Source organism: Pedobacter sp. P26, from assembly GCF_050632135.1.
In the GTDB taxonomy this organism is placed as follows: Bacteria; Bacteroidota; Bacteroidia; order Sphingobacteriales; family Sphingobacteriaceae; genus Pedobacter.
Window position 1 is genome coordinate 4,409,921 of record NZ_CP192574.1, and the last position, 23,880, is coordinate 4,433,800.

The 23,880-nt window shown below is 36.7% G+C and carries 27 protein-coding genes; 14 read left to right on the top strand and 13 right to left on the bottom strand.

Annotated features, from left to right (window positions below):
• Position 1: 1 nt before the first annotated feature.
• The 4 genes from hisA (at position 2) to ACQ86H_RS20400 (ending at position 3,239) form a co-directional block, all read left to right on the top strand.
• Positions 2-751 (top strand): 1-(5-phosphoribosyl)-5-[(5-phosphoribosylamino)methylideneamino]imidazole-4-carboxamide isomerase, encoded by a 750-nt coding sequence (gene hisA / locus ACQ86H_RS20385; protein WP_138822474.1) that lies wholly within the window; start codon positions 2-4, stop codon positions 749-751.
• 91 nt (positions 752-842) lie between these two features.
• A complete protein-coding gene (gene hisF / locus ACQ86H_RS20390; protein WP_431292319.1) occupies positions 843-1,598 on the top strand; it encodes an imidazole glycerol phosphate synthase subunit HisF in 756 nt (251 codons plus the stop codon).
• A gap of 60 nt (positions 1,599-1,658) precedes the next feature.
• Positions 1,659-2,261, top strand: coding sequence for a bifunctional phosphoribosyl-AMP cyclohydrolase/phosphoribosyl-ATP diphosphatase HisIE (gene hisIE / locus ACQ86H_RS20395; protein ID WP_431292320.1), 603 nt, complete (start codon positions 1,659-1,661; stop codon positions 2,259-2,261).
• A gap of 81 nt (positions 2,262-2,342) precedes the next feature.
• The gene (locus tag ACQ86H_RS20400; protein WP_431292321.1) at positions 2,343-3,239 is read left to right on the top strand and encodes a WD40 repeat domain-containing protein; all 897 of its coding nucleotides are present in this window, start codon (positions 2,343-2,345) and stop codon (positions 3,237-3,239) included.
• Positions 3,240-3,246: 7 nt separating this feature from the next.
• Here ACQ86H_RS20400 and ACQ86H_RS20405 read toward each other — a convergent pair whose 3' ends face one another.
• A complete protein-coding gene (locus tag ACQ86H_RS20405) occupies positions 3,247-3,969 on the bottom strand; it encodes a carboxypeptidase-like regulatory domain-containing protein (RefSeq protein WP_431292322.1) in 723 nt (240 codons plus the stop codon).
• Between the two features lie 38 nt (positions 3,970-4,007).
• A complete protein-coding gene (locus ACQ86H_RS20410) occupies positions 4,008-4,793 on the bottom strand; it encodes an NlpC/P60 family protein (protein ID WP_431292323.1) in 786 nt (261 codons plus the stop codon).
• Positions 4,794-4,903: 110 nt separating this feature from the next.
• Here ACQ86H_RS20410 and ACQ86H_RS20415 point away from each other — a divergent pair, with 110 nt between their 5' ends.
• The gene (locus ACQ86H_RS20415; RefSeq protein ID WP_138822458.1) at positions 4,904-5,356 is read left to right on the top strand and encodes a universal stress protein; all 453 of its coding nucleotides are present in this window, start codon (positions 4,904-4,906) and stop codon (positions 5,354-5,356) included.
• Positions 5,357-5,596: 240 nt separating this feature from the next.
• Here ACQ86H_RS20415 and ACQ86H_RS20420 read toward each other — a convergent pair whose 3' ends face one another.
• The gene (locus ACQ86H_RS20420; protein WP_025143125.1) at positions 5,597-5,947 is read right to left on the bottom strand and encodes a 4Fe-4S dicluster domain-containing protein; all 351 of its coding nucleotides are present in this window, start codon (positions 5,945-5,947) and stop codon (positions 5,597-5,599) included.
• A gap of 79 nt (positions 5,948-6,026) precedes the next feature.
• On the opposite strand from ACQ86H_RS20420, the gene ACQ86H_RS20425 reads away from it, so the two are divergent.
• From ACQ86H_RS20425 to ACQ86H_RS20460, 8 genes are all read left to right on the top strand, one after another.
• Positions 6,027-7,043 carry an acyl-CoA reductase gene (locus ACQ86H_RS20425; protein ID WP_138822454.1) on the top strand — a complete coding sequence of 339 codons (1,017 nt, stop codon included), beginning with the start codon at positions 6,027-6,029 and terminating at the stop codon, positions 7,041-7,043.
• A 69-nt stretch (positions 7,044-7,112) separates the two neighbouring features.
• The gene (locus ACQ86H_RS20430; RefSeq protein ID WP_025143129.1) at positions 7,113-7,316 is read left to right on the top strand and encodes a hypothetical protein; all 204 of its coding nucleotides are present in this window, start codon (positions 7,113-7,115) and stop codon (positions 7,314-7,316) included.
• A gap of 1 nt (position 7,317) precedes the next feature.
• The gene (locus ACQ86H_RS20435; RefSeq protein ID WP_025143130.1) at positions 7,318-8,001 is read left to right on the top strand and encodes a cell division ATP-binding protein FtsE; all 684 of its coding nucleotides are present in this window, start codon (positions 7,318-7,320) and stop codon (positions 7,999-8,001) included.
• A 171-nt stretch (positions 8,002-8,172) separates the two neighbouring features.
• Positions 8,173-8,712, top strand: coding sequence for a nucleotide exchange factor GrpE (locus tag ACQ86H_RS20440; protein ID WP_431292324.1), 540 nt, complete (start codon positions 8,173-8,175; stop codon positions 8,710-8,712).
• A gap of 90 nt (positions 8,713-8,802) precedes the next feature.
• On the top strand, positions 8,803-9,966 hold the full coding sequence (gene dnaJ / locus ACQ86H_RS20445) for a molecular chaperone DnaJ (RefSeq protein ID WP_138822450.1): 1,164 nt from the start codon (positions 8,803-8,805) through the stop codon (positions 9,964-9,966).
• Between the two features lie 430 nt (positions 9,967-10,396).
• Positions 10,397-10,690: a hypothetical protein gene (locus ACQ86H_RS20450; RefSeq protein WP_431292325.1), complete on the top strand. Its 294-nt coding sequence runs from the start codon at positions 10,397-10,399 to the stop codon at positions 10,688-10,690.
• Between the two features lie 36 nt (positions 10,691-10,726).
• Positions 10,727-11,443 (top strand): DUF72 domain-containing protein, encoded by a 717-nt coding sequence (locus ACQ86H_RS20455; protein WP_138822446.1) that lies wholly within the window; start codon positions 10,727-10,729, stop codon positions 11,441-11,443.
• Positions 11,444-12,173: 730 nt separating this feature from the next.
• Complete coding sequence (locus ACQ86H_RS20460; protein ID WP_431292326.1) at positions 12,174-13,088, top strand: exopolyphosphatase; 915 nt, start codon at positions 12,174-12,176, stop codon at positions 13,086-13,088.
• Between the two features lie 58 nt (positions 13,089-13,146).
• On the opposite strand, the gene ACQ86H_RS20465 is transcribed toward ACQ86H_RS20460, so the two are convergent.
• From ACQ86H_RS20465 to ACQ86H_RS20510, 10 genes are all read right to left on the bottom strand, one after another.
• Positions 13,147-13,824 (bottom strand): carboxypeptidase-like regulatory domain-containing protein, encoded by a 678-nt coding sequence (locus ACQ86H_RS20465; RefSeq protein WP_138822442.1) that lies wholly within the window; start codon positions 13,822-13,824, stop codon positions 13,147-13,149.
• A gap of 58 nt (positions 13,825-13,882) precedes the next feature.
• Entirely contained in the window at positions 13,883-15,361 is a 1,479-nt protein-coding gene (locus ACQ86H_RS20470) for a hypothetical protein (RefSeq protein WP_138822440.1), read from the bottom strand.
• Between the two features lie 76 nt (positions 15,362-15,437).
• Positions 15,438-16,460, bottom strand: a complete 1,023-nt coding sequence (locus ACQ86H_RS20475) for a Maf family nucleotide pyrophosphatase (protein WP_431292327.1) — start codon at positions 16,458-16,460, stop codon at positions 15,438-15,440.
• Positions 16,461-16,565: 105 nt separating this feature from the next.
• Complete coding sequence (locus ACQ86H_RS20480; RefSeq protein ID WP_138822436.1) at positions 16,566-17,396, bottom strand: universal stress protein; 831 nt, start codon at positions 17,394-17,396, stop codon at positions 16,566-16,568.
• A gap of 492 nt (positions 17,397-17,888) precedes the next feature.
• Entirely contained in the window at positions 17,889-18,416 is a 528-nt protein-coding gene (locus ACQ86H_RS20485; RefSeq protein WP_138822434.1) for a KdsC family phosphatase, read from the bottom strand.
• 71 nt (positions 18,417-18,487) lie between these two features.
• Positions 18,488-18,730, bottom strand: coding sequence for a Fe-S cluster assembly protein IscX (gene iscX, locus ACQ86H_RS20490; RefSeq protein ID WP_138822432.1), 243 nt, complete (start codon positions 18,728-18,730; stop codon positions 18,488-18,490).
• Positions 18,731-18,800: 70 nt separating this feature from the next.
• Entirely contained in the window at positions 18,801-19,133 is a 333-nt protein-coding gene (locus tag ACQ86H_RS20495) for a 2Fe-2S iron-sulfur cluster-binding protein (protein ID WP_029275355.1), read from the bottom strand.
• Positions 19,134-19,173: 40 nt separating this feature from the next.
• Positions 19,174-19,938: a Rossmann-like and DUF2520 domain-containing protein gene (locus tag ACQ86H_RS20500; protein WP_138822430.1), complete on the bottom strand. Its 765-nt coding sequence runs from the start codon at positions 19,936-19,938 to the stop codon at positions 19,174-19,176.
• 3 nt (positions 19,939-19,941) lie between these two features.
• Positions 19,942-22,407: a heme lyase CcmF/NrfE family subunit gene (locus ACQ86H_RS20505; protein ID WP_431292328.1), complete on the bottom strand. Its 2,466-nt coding sequence runs from the start codon at positions 22,405-22,407 to the stop codon at positions 19,942-19,944.
• A gap of 8 nt (positions 22,408-22,415) precedes the next feature.
• On the bottom strand, positions 22,416-22,850 hold the full coding sequence (locus ACQ86H_RS20510) for a cytochrome c maturation protein CcmE (RefSeq protein WP_138822426.1): 435 nt from the start codon (positions 22,848-22,850) through the stop codon (positions 22,416-22,418).
• A gap of 254 nt (positions 22,851-23,104) precedes the next feature.
• On the opposite strand from ACQ86H_RS20510, the gene ACQ86H_RS20515 reads away from it, so the two are divergent.
• Positions 23,105-23,785, top strand: a complete 681-nt coding sequence (locus ACQ86H_RS20515; RefSeq protein WP_138822424.1) for a hypothetical protein — start codon at positions 23,105-23,107, stop codon at positions 23,783-23,785.
• Positions 23,786-23,880 lie beyond the last annotated feature (95 nt).

Genomic DNA, 23,880 nt, shown 5'->3' on the forward strand with positions numbered 1-23,880 from the left:
AATGTACATAATACCTGCTATTGATATTTTGGATGGAAAAGTAGTCCGTCTGCGTGAAGGCGATTACAACCAAAAAACAGAGTACGATGTTTCTATTGCCGAAATGATAGAAAAATACCGCTCAAATGGTACAGATTTTATCCATATTATTGATTTAAATGGAGCAAAAGGCGATTTTAGTAACCAAAAATCACTTTTCGAGATCATTAAAAAAACCGAGATGAAAGTGCAGTACGGCGGTGGGATCAGAACCATTGAGCAGGTAACTAACCTGCTTGATGCCGGCATCCACCGTGTAATTGTAGGTACGCAGGCCATTACCAATCCTGATTTTTTACCTCAACTAAGTGAAGCTTTTGCTAAAAAAGACGATTATGCAAACCGCATTGTCATCGCAATCGACGTTTTGGATGAAGTAATTAAATATTCCGGCTGGATGGAAAGCTCGCCGATTAAACTGATGGATTATGTGGATAAATGCCTTTCACTTGGTTTTTTCCGTTTCTTATGCACCGATATCAGTAAGGATGGAAAATTAGGTGGTGCAGCTGTTGAGTTGTACAAAAAACTGCTCGAACACTCTCCAATGATTAAATTAATTGCTTCTGGCGGAGTGAGTTCGATGGAAGATATTTACGAATTGGCCAAATACCCAATCAGAAGTGTAGTAGTCGGAAAAGCAATTTACGAAGACCGGATAACTATTGAAGAGATTAAGGATTGGAATTTGAAGGCTTTGAGTTCGATTTAATTCCATAAATATTTATGTCATCCTGAAGAATGAAGGATCTGCACCCGATGAAAAAGATACTTCGTTCCTCAGCATGACAACCAAATAAAATATGCTTTCAAAAAGAATAATTCCTTGTTTAGACGTTAAAGATGGCCGCACGGTAAAAGGTGTAAACTTTGTTGATTTACGCGATGCAGGTGACCCTGTCGAACTGGCGGCCCAATACGCACAACAAGGTGCCGACGAGTTAGTTTTCCTGGATATCACGGCCACACATGAACGTCGTAAAACGATGATCGAAATGGTTAAATCGGTTGCCAGGCAATTAAATATTCCTTTTACCATTGGTGGTGGAATAACAGAAATTGCAGATGCTGATGCCCTTTTAAATGCAGGTGCAGATAAAATAAGTATTAATTCTGCAGCCGTACGTAACCCTAAACTGATTGAAGACCTTGCCAAAACCTTCGGGGTACAATTTGTGGTTTTAGCAGTCGATACTAGACATGTAAACGACAAAAACATGGTCCACTTAAATGGCGGCAGATTAATTACCGAGCTGGAAACCGAAAACTGGATCAAACAGGCGGAAGATTTAGGTGCAGGAGAAATTTTGTTAACTTCTATGGATCACGATGGCACCAAAGCGGGTTTCGATTGTGGATTGTTAGGCAAAATAAACCAAATGATCAATATCCCGATTATTGCATCGGGTGGAGCAGGTAGCATGGAACATTTTACAGAGGTTTTCCAAAAAGCCAATGTTGATGCCGCACTTGCAGCCTCGGTATTTCATTATGGCGAAATTCTGATCCCTGATTTAAAACAAGAATTAAAAAGGAATCACATTCCGGTAAGAATATAAATAAGTCCGGAGCCGGCAGTCCAGAGTCATGGGTCTGTCTTTCCGAAATAAAAAAATAAAATGACAATCAATACCAGTTCCCTTGATTGGGAGAAAACAGGGGGTTTAATTCCCGTAATTATTCAGGATTATAAAACTTTAGAGGTTTTGATGCTGGGCTATATGAATGCTGAAGCACTGGAGAAAACGCAGGCAGAAGGCAAAGTAACTTTCTTTTCGCGTTCTAAAAACCGCCTTTGGACAAAAGGTGAAACCAGCAATAACTTTTTGTTTGTTAAAGAACTTTTTGTTGATTGTGATAATGACACCATTCTGATCAAGGCTGATGCCGTTGGCCCAACCTGCCATACCGGAAGCCGCAACTGTTTTAAAACAGATTTCAATCAGAATTTCATTTTCGAACTCGAAAACATCATTAATGATCGATATGAAAATCCGGTTGAGGGTTCTTACATCAACAAAATGCGCAACAAAGGTTTAAATAAAATTGCGCAAAAAGTTGGCGAAGAAGGTGTAGAAACTGTAATTGCTGCGCTTGCTGAAACAGAAGAAGAACTTATTGGAGAAGCATCAGATCTTGTTTTTCACTTATTATTTTTATTGAAAGAAAAAGGTTTATCTATCCAGGATATTGCTAAAAATTTAGAGAAAAGACATAAATAAGGTTTGAGGTAAAAGGCGTAAGGTTTAAGGTTCCAGATGCCTAACCTTATACCCTAAACCTTAAACCCTAAACCTCAAGAAATGCTCAAACATCTACACACCTTACCCGGACATCAAAACCCTGTTTACGCTTTAGCCAACCCTGACGAAGATGGCATATTTTTTAGCGCTGGAAATGATAAGGGCGTAGTAGAATGGTCACTACTTAACATGGCTTTTGTGAAGGTTAAAATGCCGGTACAAAGCTCTGTTTATTGCCTTCATTACTACAATGAGCAATTGTTTGTTGGAGAACGGAGCGGTGCTTTTAGTGTTTACGACCTAAAAGAACAAAAGGTAATTTTAAGGATTAATGCGCATACTAAACCTATTTTCGATATACAAACGGTAAAAAGTAAAAATGAGCTTTTAACCACAGGTGAGGATGGCACTGTTGCGGTTTGGTCTTTAAATGATTTTAAGGAAATTTACCGTTTCCAGGTAGCTTACGATACCGTGAGGGCCATTGCAATTGCACCAAATGAAAATGAATTGGCTTTCGGCTGTAAAGATCACCTGATCAGGATTTATAACCTTGCCGATTATAGTTTAAAACAATCCCTCGAAGGTCATTCATTACCTGTAACATCTCTGGCTTATCATCCTACAGGCAAATACCTGATTTCGGGAAGCAGGGATGCCCAGCTAAAAATATGGAATCTGCCAAATTATGAACTGAGGGAAACGGTTCCTGCACATATGTTTACTGTTTACGATATTGCCTTTCATCCTACCCTTCCGTATTTTGCTACAAGCAGTCAGGATAAAAGCATTAAACTCTGGGATGCAGAAAATTTTAAACTTTATAAAATATTAAGTCTGGAGAAAGCAGGTATTGGCCATAGCCATTCCATCAATAAAATTATCTGGAGCCGTGATGGCAAATATCTGATTTCTACAGGAGATGACAGGCAGGTAATAGTTTGGGAGATGGAGTAGATTTAACCTAGCCATTTAGCAATTGACTTATTCGCTCTAAAAATGTAGGTTGCTTAATAATGGCCAACCCTCCTAAAACATAACTATCCATCTTCATTTTTATAAAAACCACTTTATCTTTCTCTAGCTTTACCTTTACATGTTTAATTTCATATCCAATATATCTTAGATCCAGAAAAATATTATTCTTAAATTCCTTTCTGTTCAGCCTAAACTCGAATTTTCCATTTCGATCTGTAACTGTTCTAATTTTCGAGCCTTTAATCATTATAGCTGCACCTATAATTGGGAGTTTATTATCTCCATCTATAACTTTTCCTTGTACCGTAACAAATCCATCTTCACAAGATCTTTCTAAAATAACTTCTTTTAAAGATTTTTTATTGTCCGTCTGAAAGGTTGGATATGATAATGAAATATTTGCATTAGCCAATTTCGGAAAGCTCAAAAAAGCTATTAAAGATGCTGTAATTAAGCTTGGTTTAAATCTACTGAATGTATAGCTCTCTTTCACATTGATTAAACGGTCAAGCTGCTCTGGTTTAAATCTCCCACAGCTACTCTCCTGATTTTCATTAAACCAGTGTTTCAGCGCTTCATCTGTGAAGTGAGTAAAGTCTGTTACAGCTTTTTGGCAGGAACCGCAAAATTTACCATTTACATTGGGTTGCATGCTCTCCCATTCTTCATGGCAAGGTTTGGCAATCTGGATTTTAAATTTAGATGGCATAAAAAATGTATCTTTTATATAGGATACATTTTTGGCTACTATTCCACAAAACGTTTAATAATTCTCAATTTATGCGAATATTTCCCCAATTCTTTACTAAAAATCCCCTGATCATCAATCGGATCAATTTTTACCTTTGCTGAGGAATGGATAATTTCATTTGAGCTCAGCATGATACCAACGTGAGTGATTCTGCCTTCATCATTATCAAAAAAAGCTACATCACCTGCCTTACACTCCGCCAAAAAGCCTACCAGTTCGCCCTGCTCTGCTTGTTGCGAGGCATCGCGGTTTAATTTAATGCCCAACATTTTAAATACGGTTTGCGTAAAACCTGAGCAATCCAGACCAAATAAATGTCTGCCACCCCATAGATATGGGATATTCTGAAAAAATTTAGCTGTTTCGGTAACCCGATCGGTAAAATTTACAGCACGATTATCGTATGCTTCGAAATTCAGCTTAAATTTTTCTTCTCCGACATAACAATATCCATCTTTTAAAAAAGGAAGATTACTTGCCGGACTTAAATGATAAGAACTACCATCAGTTGCAGTTAATACATTATTGAAACTTAATGGAGCCAATAATTTACAATCATGCATTTCTATAAATTGATCCCGACTGATTGATGCTAACTGCCTGAAATCCATCCAGCCTTTATAACCATCGTAACCATTCTGGATCAGCCACCAACGCTCTTCCTTTTGAATAATTTCTACATGATCGCCGAATAAAAGATGCGAAACAATTTCTGCTTTATCTGATGCATCTGCTCTTAAAGGCGCTACAGCAACCCTACAAATACCGTATTGATTTTCCATTTAAACTTGCCCGTTAAACTATTGTAAAACTAATAAAATACATCCATTGCCTAACATTTTACCTTGAAATTTGTTATTTTTACAATGATCACCTTTTAAATATGCTCGCCATGAATTTTAAAAAAATATTAATTGCCGTTGATAACAGTACCTGCTCAGAAAAAGCAGCAAAAGCCGGTTACGACATGGCTGAAAAATTTGGCTCAGAAGTAGCGTTAGTCAACATTATCGAGCCCGTTCCAGCTAATGTAAATCCCGATTTAACGCTTGCACCAGTGTTTTTAGAAACTTATGATAACAGCGAAGAAAACAGCCATATTCTATTGAAAGAAATGGAAACAAAATATGGTAAGGGCATTACAACAACTTATTTAAGCATAGTAGATACCGCAGCGCACGGCATTATCCAACAATCAGACGAATGGGGATCTGATTTAATTGTAATTGGCACTTATGGTCGTACAGGCTTGTACCACTTTTTAATGGGAAGCGTTGCTGAGCATGTAGCGAGAAAATCTGCTTGCCCTGTTTTGATTATCCCTAATAAATTTGAAATAGATTAGTTCATTGGTTCAATATTGTCTCGAAGTATTGTCATTTAGACCGCATCGGAGAGATGTGCCCGGATAGATTTCTCCATTCCGCTGAGCTACAGTCGAAATGACGAAACTTAGGATGAGATATAGATTTATTTGTGTTTGAAAACTGGTTAATTGGTAATTGAAAACTGTCAGCTGAAATCCTTTTTAAACAAAAAAGTCTCACTTTAAGCGAGACTTTCCTTATAATATTTTTTTTGAAGCTTATCCTTCCTGGTGTAACCAGGCTTTCTTAGCCAATAATTCTTCTTCCGTTTCGCGGATATCTTCGTCATCTACACAACAATCAACCGGGCAAACTGCCGCACACTGAGGCTCGTCATGAAAGCCTTTACATTCTGTACACTTATCGGACACAATGTAATATACTTCATCCGAAACTGCTTCCTGAGCAGCATCTGCTTCAATTTGTTGATTACCAAAATCAATGATACCATTTAAGTTTGTACCATCAGAAAAACGCCATGCAGTACCGGCATCGTAAATTGCGTTATTTGGACATTCCGGTTCGCAAGCCCCACAATTTATACACTCATCTGTTATTTTAATCGCCATGTTTTCGTCTAATTCTTTTGCTTAGTTTACCTTTGCGCTTGCAAATATAATATATAATCACTTAATAATAATTCTAAATATGTCAGCATTAACTCAAGAAAAAGTAATTAGCGCCTTTAACAAACTAGGCATATTGCTTACAAACCCTACTGACATACTAGGAAATACAATTTATAACGCCGAAAATGCCAATGCATGGTTCACCTTAGAAAACGTAAAAAAATCTGTTTTATCTTTTGCTGAGATGTTAAACGAGGCAGATTTAACCATTTGGTTTAAATCAATAGGCTTTAGCCAATCGCCTAAAAAGGTGGGACTGATCCTGGCAGGCAACATTCCGATGGTGGGTTTACATGATGTTTTATGTGTATTGGCTACCGGAAATATTGCATTAATCAAACTTTCTTCAGCTGATGAAAAATTGATTAAAGCTGTGCTTGCCGAATTGATTAAAATAGAGCCTGCATTTGAGGCCAGAATTGAATATGTAGAGCGTTTGAAAGATTTTGAAGCGGTTATTGCCACAGGGAGCAACAATTCATCCCGTTATTTTGATTTCTATTTCAGTAAAGTACCCAATATTATCAGGAAAAACAGAAATAGTGTAGCAGTTTTAAATGGTACCGAAAGTTTTGAAGATATACAGCATTTAGGTGCCGATATATTTGATTATTTTGGATTGGGCTGTAGAAATGTATCTAAAATCTATTTCCCTAAAGATTACGACATTGCAAATTTTTACGAAGGGATTGAAAGTTTCCAGCCCATTATCAACCATTTTAAATACAATAACAACTACGATTATAATAAATCTATCTATCTGGTTAATGCCGCTAAACACTTCGACAATGGCTTTTTGTTATTAAAAGAAGATGAAAGCTTAACTTCTCCCTTAGCTGTACTTTTTTATGAAGAGTATGATAACCTACAAGAAGTAGAAGATAAACTAAGGGAAAATGCAGAGAAAATTCAGTGTATCATCACCAAATCGCCGTTAAACGTTAACACTTTTGATTTTGGCCAAAGCCAGCATCCAAAACTTTGGGATTATGCCGATAACGTGAATACAGTTGAGTTCTTAAACCACCTAAATTAGAATTTCTCAACTTTAGTCTTTCAGCTTTCTCCTTTGGTGTTTCAGCTTAAATAGCTACTTTTGGACACAATGTATATCGTTAAAGTTAAAGGCATAGCCAAAATTCCGGATTACGTACAGTTAAGAGATGATAAGTTTACGCTCTTGGCTTACTTTAGGGTGGATAGACCTGACAAATCGCTGGAAAAACTCGGACTTGGTGACAAGCAGGATTACATTATGGAAATGGTTAAAGGTTTGCCTTTCGGGCAGATTGCAAAATTGGAAATATAATATGGCAGGCAACTCAGTAATTCATTTAAGCAATGTTGATGTTTTTCAACAAAAACATCTAGTCCTCTCAAACGTAAATTTACACATCGAAAAAGACGAATTTGTGTTCCTGATCGGTCAAACAGGTTCAGGTAAGAGTAGCTTGCTTAAAATATTATATGGCGACTTACATATTGGCAATGGCGAAGGTAATATTGCTGGTTTCGACCTTAAAAACCTGAAAGAAAGCCAGGTGCCATTTTTACGCCGTAAGTTAGGCGTTGTTTTTCAGGATTTCCAACTGCTTACCGATAGAACTATTGAAAAAAACCTCGAATTTGTACTCAAAGCAACAGGTTGGAAAGATGAAAAACTAATTAACGAACGCATTAAAGATGTTTTAGATAAAGTTGGTTTGCGGTCTAAAATTAAAAAAATGCCACACGAAATTTCTGGTGGTGAGCAGCAACGTATTGTTATTGCAAGAGCTTTGTTAAATGACCCGGAAATTATTCTTGCTGATGAGCCTACCGGAAATTTAGACCCGGAAACATCTGAAGAAATTGTAACCCTGTTAAAGCAAATCAGCCAGGCCGGAACTGCCGTTTTAATGGCTACGCATGATTACCACATCATCCGTACTTTCCCTTCCCGCATTATCAAATGTGAAAGCGGGGTGGTACATGAAGATGCACAAATCGTATAAAAAATTCTGACATCCGTCAGCTAATCAGCCAATCTGTTCAGATAAATACAAATAAATCTGACAGCTTGGCTGATTTCTGTTTATGGCAAAATAGTTGAGATTAACACAAAAAAATTCAGCCCAGTATTATGTTTAATAAGAAGAAAAAATAACGATAAAGAAGAAAATATAATGAATCCTGAAAACACATCAGAAAATACTGCTGAGAATGTAGAGAATACTGATGCTCCTGCTGCTGAAACTGAGCAGGCACCTGAATTATCTGCAGAAGAAAAATTGCAAGCAGAGGTTCAACAACTTAACGACAAATATTTACGTTTATACGCTGAGTTCGATAATTATAAACGTCGTACGCAAAAAGAACGTGTAGAACTATTGCAAACTGCAGGTAAAGATGTAATTGTTTCACTTTTACCTGTTTTAGATGATTTTGACCGCGCATTAAAAGCAATGGAAACTGCTACTGAGGTAGCTCCGGTTAAAGAAGGTATATTATTGGTAAGCACAAAACTGAAAAATACCTTAGCACAAAAAGGGTTGAAAGATGTAGAAAGCATTAGCCAACCTTTCAATACCGATTTCCACGAAGCAATTACCAATATCCCTGCTCCTAGTGATGACCTTAAAGGGAAAGTGATCGATGAGGTGGAAAAAGGTTATACCTTAAATGATAATGTAATCCGCTTTGCTAAAGTTGTAGTTGGAGCGTAAGAAATAATTATTGAATGATTGAATTTTGAATGATTGAATTGATATTCTTTCATTCCATCGCGCAATCATTCGATCATTTTATAAAGAAAGATGAGTAAAAGAGATTATTACGACGTATTAGGCGTAACCAGGGGCGCAACTGCTGATGAGATAAAGAAAGCTTATCGCAAGATGGCGATTAAATATCATCCGGATAAAAACCCGGGAGATAAAGCAGCTGAAGATAAATTTAAGGAAGCTGCCGAAGCTTACGAAGTTTTAAGCAGTGCCGATAAAAAACAACGTTATGATCAATACGGTCATGCGGGTGTTGGAGGCGCGAGTGGCGGCGGTTATGGCGGTGGCGGAATGAACATGGACGATATTTTCAGCAATTTCGGAGATGTATTTGGAGGTCAAAATCCTTTCGAAAGTTTTTTTGGTGGTGGCGGTGGCGGCCAGCAACGTGGAGGCAGGCGTGTAGCCAAAGGCACTAACCTACGTATAAAGGTTAAATTAACATTGGAAGAAATTGCACATGGTGCAGAAAAGAAAATCAAGGTTAATAAATTAATTGTTTGTAAAACCTGCGATGGCTCTGGTGCAAAAGATAAATCATCGGTAAGTACCTGTGGCACCTGCGGTGGTAGCGGCCAGGTGCGTAGAGTAACCAATACTATTTTGGGTCAGATGCAAACGGCATCAACCTGTCCTACCTGTAACGGTAGCGGTCAGCAAATTACCTCAAAATGTACAGTTTGTCATGGAGACGGTGTTGTACGTGGTGAAGAAACCATTACCATCAATATCCCCGCAGGTGTAAGTGAAGGCATGCAATTAAGCATGAGTGGAAAAGGAAATGCAGCACCTAATGGCGGCATCCCTGGCGATTTAATTATTTTAATTGAAGAAACACCTCACGAAACGCTAAAACGTGAAGGCAATAACATTGTTTACGATTTACATTTAAGCTTTGTTGATGCTGCTTTAGGGATGAGCATCGAAGTACCAACAATTGATGGTAAAGCAAAAATAAAAATTGAACCAGGTACCCAAAGTGGAAAATTATTGCGTTTAAAAGGTAAAGGTTTGCCTGAAGTGAATTCTTATCACAGAGGCGATGAGATTATCCACATCAACATCTGGACACCAAAAGCTTTAAGTAGCGACGAACGTAATGCTTTGGAGAAATTACGTGAATCGCCGAACTTTAAGCCTCAACCGGGTAAAAATGATAAGAGTTTCTTCGAAAGGATGAAAGAATACTTTGAGTAATTAATTAAATATCAATTGGAAAACCGATGTCGCAAGCATCGGTTTTTTTGTTTTACAGCAAATCGTCAGGCTGATCCGGTTTTATGAAGCCAGATGTTACCATCTGACTATTACAACCATACCAGTAAATTTTGATAATTAATTTTTCGCCGTATCAGATGGTAACATCTGACACTATGGGTATTCATTTGTAACCTTAAATTCTTGCATTTGCATAAAATATTGACCACCTAAGTCACCTGAGGTCAACTAAGCATAAATTATTTTGTGAAGTCAGATGTTACCATCTGACTATAAAAACCAGATAAGTAAAATAAATATTTGATTTTTCGCATTATTAGATGGTAACATTGGACATCACGGGCATCTGGGCATAAATTGCTAATTTTTCGGGTTACCATATCGATAAAATAAGCATTAATTATAAAATATGGACGAACTCAGTACTGCTTTCAGAAAAAATCCCATTGTATCGGTAATATTTGCATTGTATTTAATTGGATGGATTTCACCAATCTTAATGGAGATTTTATTTTCGCCCGCAAAAAATGAAACGTTATTAAAGAATCATCATTCGCTATTTACCAGATTTTTAATAGGCTCAATGCTTTATTTATTAACTATGGTGGTATTAGGCTTTCTAAATAAAAAAGGAAACATTTATTTAAAAATATCAGGTTACATTGGAATCTCATTGATTATTTTCGCCGCCATTTATAACTGATAATAAACCTTTCTATTTATATCCTGTTTTCTATAGATGAAATGGAGAATTGGTTGTTCAGGCTTCTATTACCGCGAATGGAAAGAGGTTTTCTACCCAAAAGGTTTGGCACAAAAAGATTGGTTCAGGTATTATTGCGAACATTTTAATACAATAGAGATCAATTCTACTTTCTATAAAATGCCAACTCAAAAATCGTTCGATAAATGGTACAATGAAAGTCCGGATGATTTTTTATTTACGATTAAGGCACCGCGACTGATTACACATTATAGACAGTTGAATGAATGCGAACAACTTATCAACGATTTTTACGTGGCTATTCAAACCGGACTAAAGGAGAAATTGGGTTGTGTACTTTTTCAGTTTCCACCGAAATTCGATTATAATACTGAGCGGTTAAATCTATTGATCGAAAATTTAAGACCAGATTTAAAAAACGTGGTAGAGTTTCGACACATCAGTTGGTTTGACGAAGAAATTTACAAAAAATTAGGCAAAAACAATATCACTTTCAGCGGACAAAGCTATCCATCTGCCCTACCCGATAATGTAATTCAAAATACAGCACCTGTTTATTACCGTTTTCACGGGAAGCCTGTATTGTATAAATCCGAATATGACATAAATACAATTACAGACTTCAAAAATCAGATTAAAGACGGTGTTAATGAAGTTTTTGTTTATTTTAATAATACCTGGGGCATTGGGGCATTACATAATGCGAAACAATTGCAGGGTTTAGTGAAATAGGATTGGAAAATCAATGACAGTGGTATATTTTAATATTAGTTGGGCTATACGCTGTAGCTCTGATTAAAAAAATCTGAGGCTGCCGCTGCTATCCCGTTTATTAACAGTGGCTGGTACTACTATTTTGGATAGCAGAACCATATTGGTGCAGTAAGATGTTACCATCTGACTGCTCGGAGCATCTTAACAAAATGTCAGATGGTAACATCAGACACCATGGGGATTTTCCTGGCCGTTCGCTATTTTGCCAAAAGCTACTAACGTGAAAAAATAAACCTGATAGCAATGATATTTCGCTGAACTAACTTTAATTTATCACCAACATTAACGAAATTTAATGGATAGCAGGACTACAGCTCCCGAAGAAATACTGCTTCTGCTTTCCAAAAAAGAAAGTAACACCAAATATTTCGGCCTTTTGAAAAGCAGTTGCAGTGGTGTTTGTTAATGTTAGTCGGGCTATACGCTATAGCTCAGATTGAAAAAATCTGAGGCTGCTGCTACTATCCTGTTTATTAACAGTAGCTGGCACTACTATTTATGGAAAAACCCTAAGCATCTTGCATTTTTGCCGAAGTACTACAGACCTGAAAAAATAAACCTGATAACAATGATATTTCGGTGAACTAGCTTTAATTTAGCACCAACATTAACGAAATTTAACGGATAGCAGGACTGCAACCCCGAAGAAATACCGCTTCTGCTTTCCAAAAAAATATAAAATAAAAATATGCGCGTTGCCATTATCGATCTTGGAACAAATACTTTCCACTTACTTATTGCTGAAAAAGCAGGTAAAGAATTGGAAATTCTCTACAAAACCAATGTTCCCGTTAAATTGGGTGAAGGAAGAATTAACGATAACATTATTATTCCGGCAGCATTTGAAAGAGGGATAAATTGTCTTAAAGATTTTAGTGAAATTATTGCTGATTACCAGGTTGATAAAATCAGGGCTACGGCGACATCTGCCATTAGGAGTTCAGAAAACGGGAAAGATTTCATTGATGTGGTGAAGGAAAGAACTGGAATAAGCATTGAAACGATTAGCGGTGATGAAGAAGCTGAATTAATTTACCAGGGTGTAAAACTCAGTGGAGCCATAACTGGTCTTTCGCTGATTATGGATATTGGCGGCGGTAGCGTAGAATTTATTCTTTGCGATACTGAAAAACTAATCTGGAAAAGAAGTTATAACATCGGTGCAGCACGTTTAATGCAGCAGTTTTTTAAATCAGACCCCATAAATGATGGTGACAAAAATGCCATTTTATTTCATATTCAAGATCAATTGTCCGACCTATTCGAAATCTGCGAAAAATACCAGCCTAAGGTGCTGATCGGATCGGCTGGTGCATTTGAAACCTTTGCAGAGCTCACGATCAGAAAAAACAACCTGAAAACAGATATAACTACCATCAAAACTTTCGAATTTAACTTTGAATACTATATCGAAATTGCAGGTAAATTATTGAATTCTACCCACCAAGAGAGATCAGCAATGCCTGGAATAATCCCATTAAGGGTTGATATGATTGTAATTGCGGTTTTAATTGCGAACTATGTTTTAGGCAGATGTAAAATAAATCGCTTAACGCTTTCCACTTACGATTTGAAAATGGGTGTATTGGCCAGTCTGATATAAAAAATGATCCATCATGAGCAGATGGATCACCGAGAGTTTAGCGTATATTAATTTAGGACTATTTCCTTTTTGGCGCAATTAGTACTCTACCCATAATCATGGGTTCAGCTTTTTTGAGCTTGAGGTTATTTTGTTTTTCTTTAGAAAAATCGAGTGTTAAAAAGGCTGAATAACGGATGCTTTCAACCATCAGCTGGTTTTTACTGAAATCAAACTTATTATCCAAAAGAATTTCATAGCGACCGTTTTTATCAGTCAAAGTGGCATATTTGGTATCGAGAATCGATAACCTTATCCCAGCAAGTGGCTTATTATCGGCCCCGACAACATAACCATATACTTTTTTGGGTACAACTGGCTTTTTATTATCCGTTTTGTTATTTATGCTTCTGGTTATTTCAACAGGTTCTTTTAAATTTTCTGCCCTGGCATCCATCACAAAAATGCTCATGCCTATAGCCAGCACACCAAGGTACTTCATCCAGTTTCTATTGTTTGTTGGAACAATAGCCAAATGATAATTGAGCTGGTTTAATTGGCTTTGACTCATGCGACCGCATACAGAAGAACCTGCATTTGCCAATACATTGATGATTTCGGCATTGGTGTAACCCGAAAAATCGATTACATTTTTACTACAGGCTGTACAGAAACTAAAACCTGCACCTTTTTCCATTTCATCCCAGTTTTGTGTACAGGGTTCTGTTATAGTAACTTCGTTAATTCTCGTTTTCATTGTAGTTATTTTTAGCATGATGACAGGAAATCATAAAATCCATAAGGATAAAAGGTATTTATTTACTTTTTTCTCCTGCGGCCAATTTATTTGCAAGATAATTTGGTAATGTTTTAACTGCCAGATTTAACTTTTTGTCGTTTAAAGCTTGAATATGTTTGTCATTTAAATTGTAATTATAATTTAAAAACAAATAGTAAATTAAAATCCGGTTATAATCATCCAATTTAGGATCAACCACCATGCTCAACATTTTTTCTTCAATCAAAGTCCTATCCTTTGTTTCAGCTAATGCCCTGCCTAAACGGCCAATATTACCGTAATAATGATTGTTACTTGTATTTTCTGCCCTTAAACTGATTCCTAATAATAACTCCAAAACGTTTATATCTAAAACTTCTAATTCTTTGATGTAAGTTTTCCTTCCAGATTGCGCATAACTACCGTCACTCATCCGATCGAATCTATCGTTCATGATATCAAGATGGGCGCGTAGAAAAACTTCCCAGTTTGCAGTTTCGGCTGATAATTTCGCAATATTCATTGCATGTATCCTAGGACTATCATCCATACTGCACCCGCCGACTACGATTCTGTTGCGTTTTAATTCAAGGGCTGTTTTCTTTGTATAATATAATCCTACAAGCTCTTCAAAATCATCGTTTCCTCCACCTTTTTCTATTACTTCTTTCACTGCTTCTTTAAATAATGAAATAAAGTATGAGTCCTTTTTATACAAACTATCAATTTTTATTCCTCTAATTGTTCTCCATTCACTCATTTTCTTATAAAAAACCTCATCATTTTCACTTCTATCATAGGTTGGTCTTAATGTTTTTTGAGCGATATAATTTTCTACTTCCTCTATTTTTTTATTATTATCAATAGAAAATCTTACACCAGTTTTTACTGCTTTTTGATAAAATATCTGTGTAGCTGTATCGATCATGCACTCTGAGTACTGAAGCAGTTTGGCATAGTTTAATGGCAATACATTTTCTTTAAAATTACCGGTAAAAAAGAATGCGCTGATAGATGCTTCATTGTATTGTGTAGCAGATTGATGGTTTAAAACCCACGAATATTTGGATGGCTTCTCGTAATTGGCAAAATTATCCCGGAACGTAATATTATAATTGTATTTATTGTTTAACTCTACGCTATTAAAGGCTAAAACGTCAGCATTATTGTAGTCTTTATATTTAAATTTTACGATCAGCAGATCTTTATTAACCGTAGCTGCAGGATATTTTCTGATAAAATCATCAAATGAGATGTTTTTTTCAATATCGTTTTTGGCCTCCTTTGCCCTGGTACCGGAAAGAAAAATGTAATTGCCTTTTACCTGCGCCTTAGCTCTGTAAACTTTATCGAGATCGCAGGTTTTAAACTTAAGATTTAAGGAGTCGACAATAAATTTTAACTGTTTTATAGTATGATCTGAATAGATCAGTTCATTGTTTTTGGGGCTAAATTCGTTTTGGGCGGAGCAGCTGACCGAAAAAACCGAAAAAAGAAAAATAAAGATTTGTTTCATAATGACTACGTTTTAGGTTAAGCATTTGAAACAGATGATGAGATATGGCCTTATTTTCCATACATCATCCCATAAATTAAATAAATTTTAACAGCTCGTTATGGAGCTTTTCTGTTGGCAAGCCCATTACGTTTGTATAAGAGCCTTCGATGCGTTCTACTACCACAATACCCCACCAATCTTGCACGCCGTAACTACCGGCCTTATCGAATGGTTTGTAATTATCGATATAGAAATCAATTTCATCTGCTGTAACAGCCCTACAGTAGACAACAGTACGATCATAAAATGAATGCATTTGATCTCCCTTAACAAGGGTTACACCTGTAAAAACCTCATGTTTACTGCCCGAGAGTTTTTTCAACATTTCTTGTGCATGTGCCCTATCTTCTGGTTTACCTAAAATCTCCCCGTTTAAGGCAACAATAGTATCCGCTGTAATCACTATTTCGCCATCAGCAGTAAAAGCCCTGGCCTTCTGTTCCGAAATGTAAATGGCAATTTCTGCTGGATTTAAATCCGAAGGATAACTTTCATCAACATCTTTTAGTTCAACTTTAAAATCTAAGCCCATAAGCGTTAAAAGTTCTTGTCTTCGAGGCGATTTAGAGGCTAAAATGATAGGAGGAGAATTTACAGGCATATTTAATTTTTTGCTAAAATAATAAAAGCGGCATAAAGCCGCTTTTATTATTTGATATTTAATAAGATTAGTTGTTTCCACCACCTTGTCTACGTTTTTCCATTTCAGCCCGTTGCTCCTTTTGCCAGGCTTCGTAAGCTTTTTCTGATCGTCAGTTAATACCGCAGTAACTTTTGCGTCATTATCAGCACGCATTTTTTGCATTTTCTCTCTCATCGCATCTCTATCCCCGCCACCTTGCATTTCTTCACGCATTTTTTTCATGGTTTCAGCCTGCTCGGTAAAAACAGTAGTTAACTTTGTTTTCTGATCATCAGATAACTTTAATTTTTCGTCAAGCAATTTTACCCTTTCTTCAGGTTTCATCATCATTCTGCCTTGTCCGCCACCCTGTTGCGCGTTAGCGAAACCAGCTATACCTAGCATTAATCCGCAAATCATCATTAATTTTTTCATGTTGTTCTTTTGTTGTTTTTGGTCCAAATTGAATTTATTGGAGTGTAAAAGAAAATGAAAGTTTAAAGACGCTATGTAACTAAGCTGTTGCAAAATAAGTATGTATCAATCTTTCAACAACAATACCGGCACATGGGATTTAATAGTTAACCTTTGAGATACACTTTCGTGCAGCAAACTTTCAAAAAAACTATACTTCTTTGGAAGTGCGATAATTAACTGAGCTTCTTCGCTTTTGGCAAATTTTACGATTCCTTTAATAGTATCGGGATGATCAGCATAATGATATGCCGGCGAAAAGTCTTTAAGCATTTCGTGTAAAAAATGTTCTTCCTGCGAATCGATCGTATGACCGGAATTGATGTTGAGCACCAAAAGTTCGAGGGCATGTTTGCTCAGGATATTTTTTAAGGCGTGCATCGGGATTACTTCCTTAACCTTTTTAAAATCGCAGGCTAAAATGGCTTTACGGATCGATTGATAATCTGCCTTAGGCGGAACAACCAAAACCGGAACCGGACTTGATTTAGAAATTTTAATCGCATTAGAACCAATATCGCTTTCATCTTTCGCTTTTTTACCGTTACTTCCGATAATAATGAGTTCGATCTCTTCCCTATTTACCCAATCGATGATTGATCTTAATAAGGTTTCCCTTGTTAAAAAAACCTCTATTTCGGCCTTAGGATTAATCTCCAGCATTTTTGATTTCAGTTTTTCGAGTGCTTCGAGCCTTATCGTAATTTCGTCGGCGATATGTTCATCGGTAGTAATGATCATATCGGGCGTAGGAAGAATGCTCTCGTATTCAGAAACGTAATAAGCATTAAGCAGGATGATTTTCGCATTTTCCATTGCAAAACTCAACCTGGCAGCATATTTGGCAGCATGATCTGCTGTTTTAGAAAAATCTACAGGTACAAGGTATGTGCTCATGATATTAAAATTAACGTTTTTTACATTGATAAATTAATCAATCGATTGATTAATTTATCAATGTAAATTTCGGATATAATCTTATTGTATGCAAATTTTAGAGTTGAAGATTTATAACGGGAGCGTCATTCTGGTATGGAGTATGTAGCCAAGATCCTTCGACTACGCTCAGGATGACAATCGCGGGTAAGCAAATGACCAATATTCAATTTGAAATGACTATTGCAATTCCACAGGTGGAGAAATCCACTACTAAATTATTTCTTAGAAATACTTGTAAAGAGCTCCTTCACCTACGCTCGGGATGATAATCGCGGTAAGCAAATGACCAATGTTCAATTTGCAATGACCAGGTGGGGAAATCCACGATTAAATTCTTAAAAATACTTGTAAAGATCCTTCGACTACGATCAGGATGGCAAGTGCGGAAGGGTAATGAATAATGTTCAACTAGCAATTACCAATGAACTAATGACAAGTGAACCAATAAACTTATTTCCCCGAATCGGCAGCATTTGGATTTTCATCATGCCATCTGCCCTGAACTTTCATTACTTTTTCGATAATATCGCGGACAGCGGTTTTGCCTCCATTGTAAGGAGAAATGAATGTAGCTATCGCTTTTATTTCTTCTACGGCATCAGCCGGGCAGGTTGGAAGCCCTACGAGTTTCATTACTTTTAAATCAGGGATATCGTCGCCCATATAAAGCACTTCTCCTGCTGTAATATCCTTATTTTGAATATATTGATTGAAAATAGCCACCTTATCTCCTGTTCCTAAGAAAACATCAGTTACACCAAGGTTGAAGAAACGTTTGCCCATGGCAATACCATCTCCACCAGATATAATGCAAATATTATAACCTCTTTTAACAGCCAATTGCATCGCATAGCCATCTTTAATGTTAAAAGTGCGCAACGACTGACCATTATCAGTAACCTGAACTGATCCATCGGTAAGCACCCCATCTACATCGAAAATGAAAGTGGTGATCTCTTTTAATTTCTGTAAAAACATTCGTGCGTTTGGCGTTTAGGATTAAGCGCTCGGTGCTGACTCTGGACCAAGGACACCGAACTCAAAACTAATTATTGATTATCTCTCCATTCGTAAACCCAGGCAGATTGAATTTGCTCTAAATGGCCTTCACTACTTTCTTCACGGGTTCCTTTAAAGTTGGGCAATGATAAAACCCAATCTAAAAGTTCGGTAAAACGGACACGGTAGATTTTGGCTTCTGTAAAATCATCACCAAATTTCTCATATAAAGACATTGCTATATCTTCGTAATCATTCCAATAAAAAGGTAAAGCAAATTTATCGTTGTTCATGTTTTGTTATAGGTTAATTGTTTGAATTGGTTAATCGACTCCCAACTAAGGACTCTAGACTCCGAACTAATTAGTGTCCCATAAAGTCAGACTGATCTGGAATGGTCACTTCAATATCTCCATTAATTACCACACATTGGCAACCCAGGCGGGAAGTAATTTTCGGACGTACAGCCCTATCAATAAAGTCTTCTTCTTTATCAGAAATCTCTTCGATATTATCCATGCCCTTTGTTACGTACACATGGCAGGTACTGCAACCACAAACACCACCACAGTTGTGTTGTAATTCGATTCCATTATCCAGGCAAACATCTAAGACAGATTCGCCAGCTGCTATTGGTAATTCAATAGATTCGTGATCTGCTTCTTCAAAGTTTATTTTTAGTTTAAAAATGCTCATAATTATTTTGCAAAAGTAATAAGCAAAAGCCGAAATTATGCTATTTAAGCATTAATTTTATGCTATTGCTCAATGTTTGATAAATGTTCTGCAATTCCGGCATATTGTGTAATATGCTCAAATGCTTATTTAAAGTGTTTTCATCGGCTCTTATCGCTGGCCCGGTTTGGACATTTTCAGGTAAATTATGCATTACCTTATCGGCCGTTTCAGCAATTAATGGCCTGATGATTTCAAAATCCAAATCGTTTTGCCTGAGAATCTGATTGGCTAAAGCATATAAATGATTTGGAAAATTACAGGCGAATACTGCAGCAAGATGCAATACTTTTCTCTTCTCCCCGTCCAGCTCATAAACCTGAGTGCTGATTTTGGCTGCAAGTCCTTTTAAAATAGCCAACTGATCTACATCACTTGCTTCGATACAGAGCGGGATATTTTCAAATGAAACTTCTCCATCTTTTGAAAAAGTTTGTAATGGATAAAAAACACCAGCGTTAGTAACTTGTGATGATAAAATATGAATATCTGTAGTCCCAGAGGTATGTACCACTAAGCCCTTCACATTTTTCAATGATTTAGCAACGCTTTCAATCGCATCATCTTTTACAGAGATGATATATAAATCAGCATTTTCGTCAATTTCAGTAAGTTCGTTTACTCCTTCAGCTTCAATCGTACCCGCCAATAATTTTGCATGATTTAAATTTGGGCTGTACACCTGTACCACATCTTCACCTGTAGCTTTTAGTACTTTTGCTAAGTGTGTGGCAACGTTTCCCGAACCCAATAAAACGATCTTCATGATTTATGCGGTTTTGGCCTCTTTTCTCCTTCTGAAAATTGAAAGTAAAAAACCAATAACCATTACAATGGTACCAGCCCAATATAAATTGATGAAAGGAAATTCTATCGCTTTGAAAACAACCCAATCTTTAGCCTGTTGTGGTTTCTCAAAAATTTGAAGTTCTACTTTTTTCTCATCCGGCAATACTCTGGAGAAACGGAATTTCAAATCCAATTCATCTATTTTACGTGCAAAATCGAAAGTATTATTTCCTTTGATTAAGAAAATCGGCTCTGTGTTATAAACTTTTCCGGCAGCATTTACCTCTAGTGGCAAACCCACAGCATAATCGCCTTGCGCAAGTGCTAAATCTTTGGCAGTGGGTTTTCTATCTAAATCTTTCACCGTAACCACACCACTTGAGGTATGAATGGTATCGCCTACCGAAACCTTAACAATACGTGGTGCCTTATAATTTTCATCATCAGAATGTCCTTCGTGATCATCGTGCGAGGATTGCTTAATTGCTGCACTGGTAATATGCGTATATACATCATACGTAAGGTAATGTTTGGTATCAGGGGAAGCGATTAAACCCATTTTCTCATTATCCTGAGTATGAGGATGTAAATTAAAATCTTCTTTAACCTTCCCGTCTTTATCTACAACTTTAAAGTTAAGTGTGTAAAAAGTATTCGGGGCCTGAGTAGTGTCACTTACATAAGTTACGGTGTACTTGCCCATTTGTTTAGGCTCGTTTTTGTACAACATAATGTTTTCGCCAGGTTTCTCTGTTTTTTCAAAATCTTTAACAGGAATAAATTTATTGGCATTAATGGAAAGTGGCTTATTCGTAGCCGCCGATATTAATGCGCCTAAAACAAGTAGCGCAAAACCAATGTGTGCAATTGCTGATCCGGCCAGTTTAGCCTTGCCACCGAAAGCCTGATATAATACCGCAGCGTTAGAAAGTACCGCAAACAAGCAACTGAAAGTAATCAGTATGTACATGGTATTGGTATAAATCTCCGCAACATATACCAAACCAGCTGTTAATACTGTCGAAAAAATAATTGCCGATACCAGACTGCTATAAAATTTACGTGGATCAGTCCTTTTATATTTTAAATATTGGGAGAAACCAGAAATCAAGGTAATCAGTACCGCAAAAGGCGCCTGCCATTGATTGTAATATTTTACCGCATCAATTGGAGGCGTAAAGTTTGTTCCAAAGGCTTTGTTAAATACAGGAACCGATGTGGAAAATATGACCTGGATACAAGCAATGGTTACCACTAAAGCGCCAATAAACATCCAGAATTCGCGCGAATAGGTTTCTTCATCTTTGGTGGTGATTGGCAATTCTTTCCATCTTATTACAATCAGTACAATTGCTAAAACAGCAAACACCACATTGTATAAAATCAAGTGTCCAAACATGCCCATATCGGTGAATGAGTGTACAGATGTATCGCCCAAAATGCCACTACGGGTTAAGAATGATGCATAAAGCACCAATAAGAAACTTAAGAATACTAAAGCGATTGCGGTAAAATAAGCATGACCTGTGTTTTTATAGGCAATCATGACGTGTACCGCCCCGATTAGGGTTAACCATGGAATTAAAGAAGCGTTTTCAACCGGATCCCATGCCCAGAAACCCCCAAAGTTTAATGCTTCGTAAGCCCAGAAAGAACCCATAATAATACCGGTACCCAGAACCATTACCGCAAAAAGCGTCCATGGCATAGCTGGTTTAATCCATTCTTTATATCTTTTTTGCCATAAAGCCGCAATACCATAAGCAAAAGGAACCACCATACTAGCGAAACCTAAAAATAAAGTTGGTGGGTGGATCACCATCCAATAGTTTTGTAACAATGGATTTAATCCTTTTCCATCGGTTATGAACTTAAGGTAATTTTTGTAATTTTCCGGATTTGCAAAAACAACAGGTGCCTGTGCTTTTAAATCCATCGCATCTCTTAAAAGTATAAAAGGTGAACTTCCGATGCGCTCTCCAAAAATCTCAACGCCTAAAAGCATTGAGGTTAAAAATACCTGAGAAAAGGCTATTACTGTCATTACAGGGCTTTCCCATGATTTTACTTTCCAAATCAACAATGTGCCCAGAAATGATTGCCAGAAAGCCCAAAGCCAAAAACTACCTTCCTGTCCTTCCCAGAAAGAAGATATAATATAGTATACAGGAAGTTGTTTTGAAGAGTGAGATTGAACGTAATAGTATTCAAAATAGTGACCAAGAACCAGGTAGAACAAAATTGCTCCAATGCTTATAATGCTGGCAAAATTAACCAGATATCCAATCCGGCCTAAGTTTCTCCAGGATTTTTCTTCTAAATTTTTATCGCGACTGGCAAAAAAATACGATATAGTTGATAGTAATGATGCACTAAATGCCAGAACAATAAAAAACTGTCCGATTTTACCTGGTAACAGGTGCTCGCCTACAAATTGAATATCCATTAAATAAATTAGTTATATTTTTTCCCGCCGTCTTTACTTACTTCTTCGACTTTGCCGTCCTTATTGACCTCTACCATATTATCGTTATACTTAGAAGGACATTTCATTAAAATTTTTGATGCGTAGAATTTGTCCTTATCCATTTTACCAATAAGCACTAATTTTTCTGATTTTTCGAAATCCTGCGGTTTGGTACCAGCATAAATTACCTCTCTCACTTCTCCCTTTTCATCTTTCATGTGGAATGAAAAATGGTTCGCATCTTTTACGGCGTCGTAGTAAGTGCCCATTGATTTTACCCAATAGCCCATAACATGTTCTTCTTTCTCAGAAAGAGCTGCCTGTTTGAAATTAGAGTAGGTGTCAGTATTTGCGTTTAAGCTAAATAAAATTCCTACGGAAATTGCGATGGTAATCAGTCCAATGATTGCACTTTTCTTCATGGTTATACTTGTTGTAAAAGCTGGCAACAAAGATAGAAAAATAGGCTTAGCCAGCATTCTTTTACATTTTTCTTGTCTTTATATTGACAATCATCTGATTTTTCAAACGAAATATTTTTTCAGCAGCCCATATTTATAACTGATCTTAATGAATATCTTAAAACGTTTAAAAGTTTGGACTGAATTTATTAAGTTTGGACACTCAGATAGTCATTCCTTTTTGCATTCCACAGTAAAATATAAACCGGATTAATATGAATTTGAAACAGTTTTATAAGTTTTTGTTATTTATCGTATTGATACCCATTTTAAGCTCCTGCTTTGAGGTAATTGAAGAAATTTCGATGAAAAACGATGGTACTGGTGATGTTGTGCTCACCATAAACCTGAGTCAGAGTAAAACAAAGGTAGCTTCTGTAATGCTGTTGGATAGCGTACAAGGTTATAAAGTTCCCAGTAAACAGAAAATTCAGCAGGAATTAAATGAAGCAGTAGCTTATTTGAGAAAGTCGGAAGGAATATCGAATGTAAAAAGCACGAGTGATTTTAACAATTACATCGCAACCATCAGCTTCTCTTTTAAAGATGTTTCGAATATCAATAGCATCACCAAAAACATTCTTGCTCAGCAAAAAATTAAGGCGACCAATACCTCATCCTATACCTTTAACAAAGCTACTAAAACCTTTAGCCGAAAATATCAGGCAATCGGTACCGCTAAAACGGAATTCAATAAATTAAAAGCAAAAGATAAGGCAGTTTTTAATGGCGCAACCTATACAAGTATTTATCGTTTCGAATCTCCTGTAACAAGTAGCACCAACCCGGCATCAAATGTATCGAAATCAAAAAAAGCAGTAATGCTAAAAAGCAATATCATGGATTTAATTAACGGAAAAATTAACGTATCTAATACTATCCAACTATCTAAATAAAATCACCCTTGTCTTTTGTCGCATGGACAAGACACGAGGCTTATCTCTAAAAAATCTATCTAAATGAAAAAATTCTAGTTGCCATCTCCCTCTTT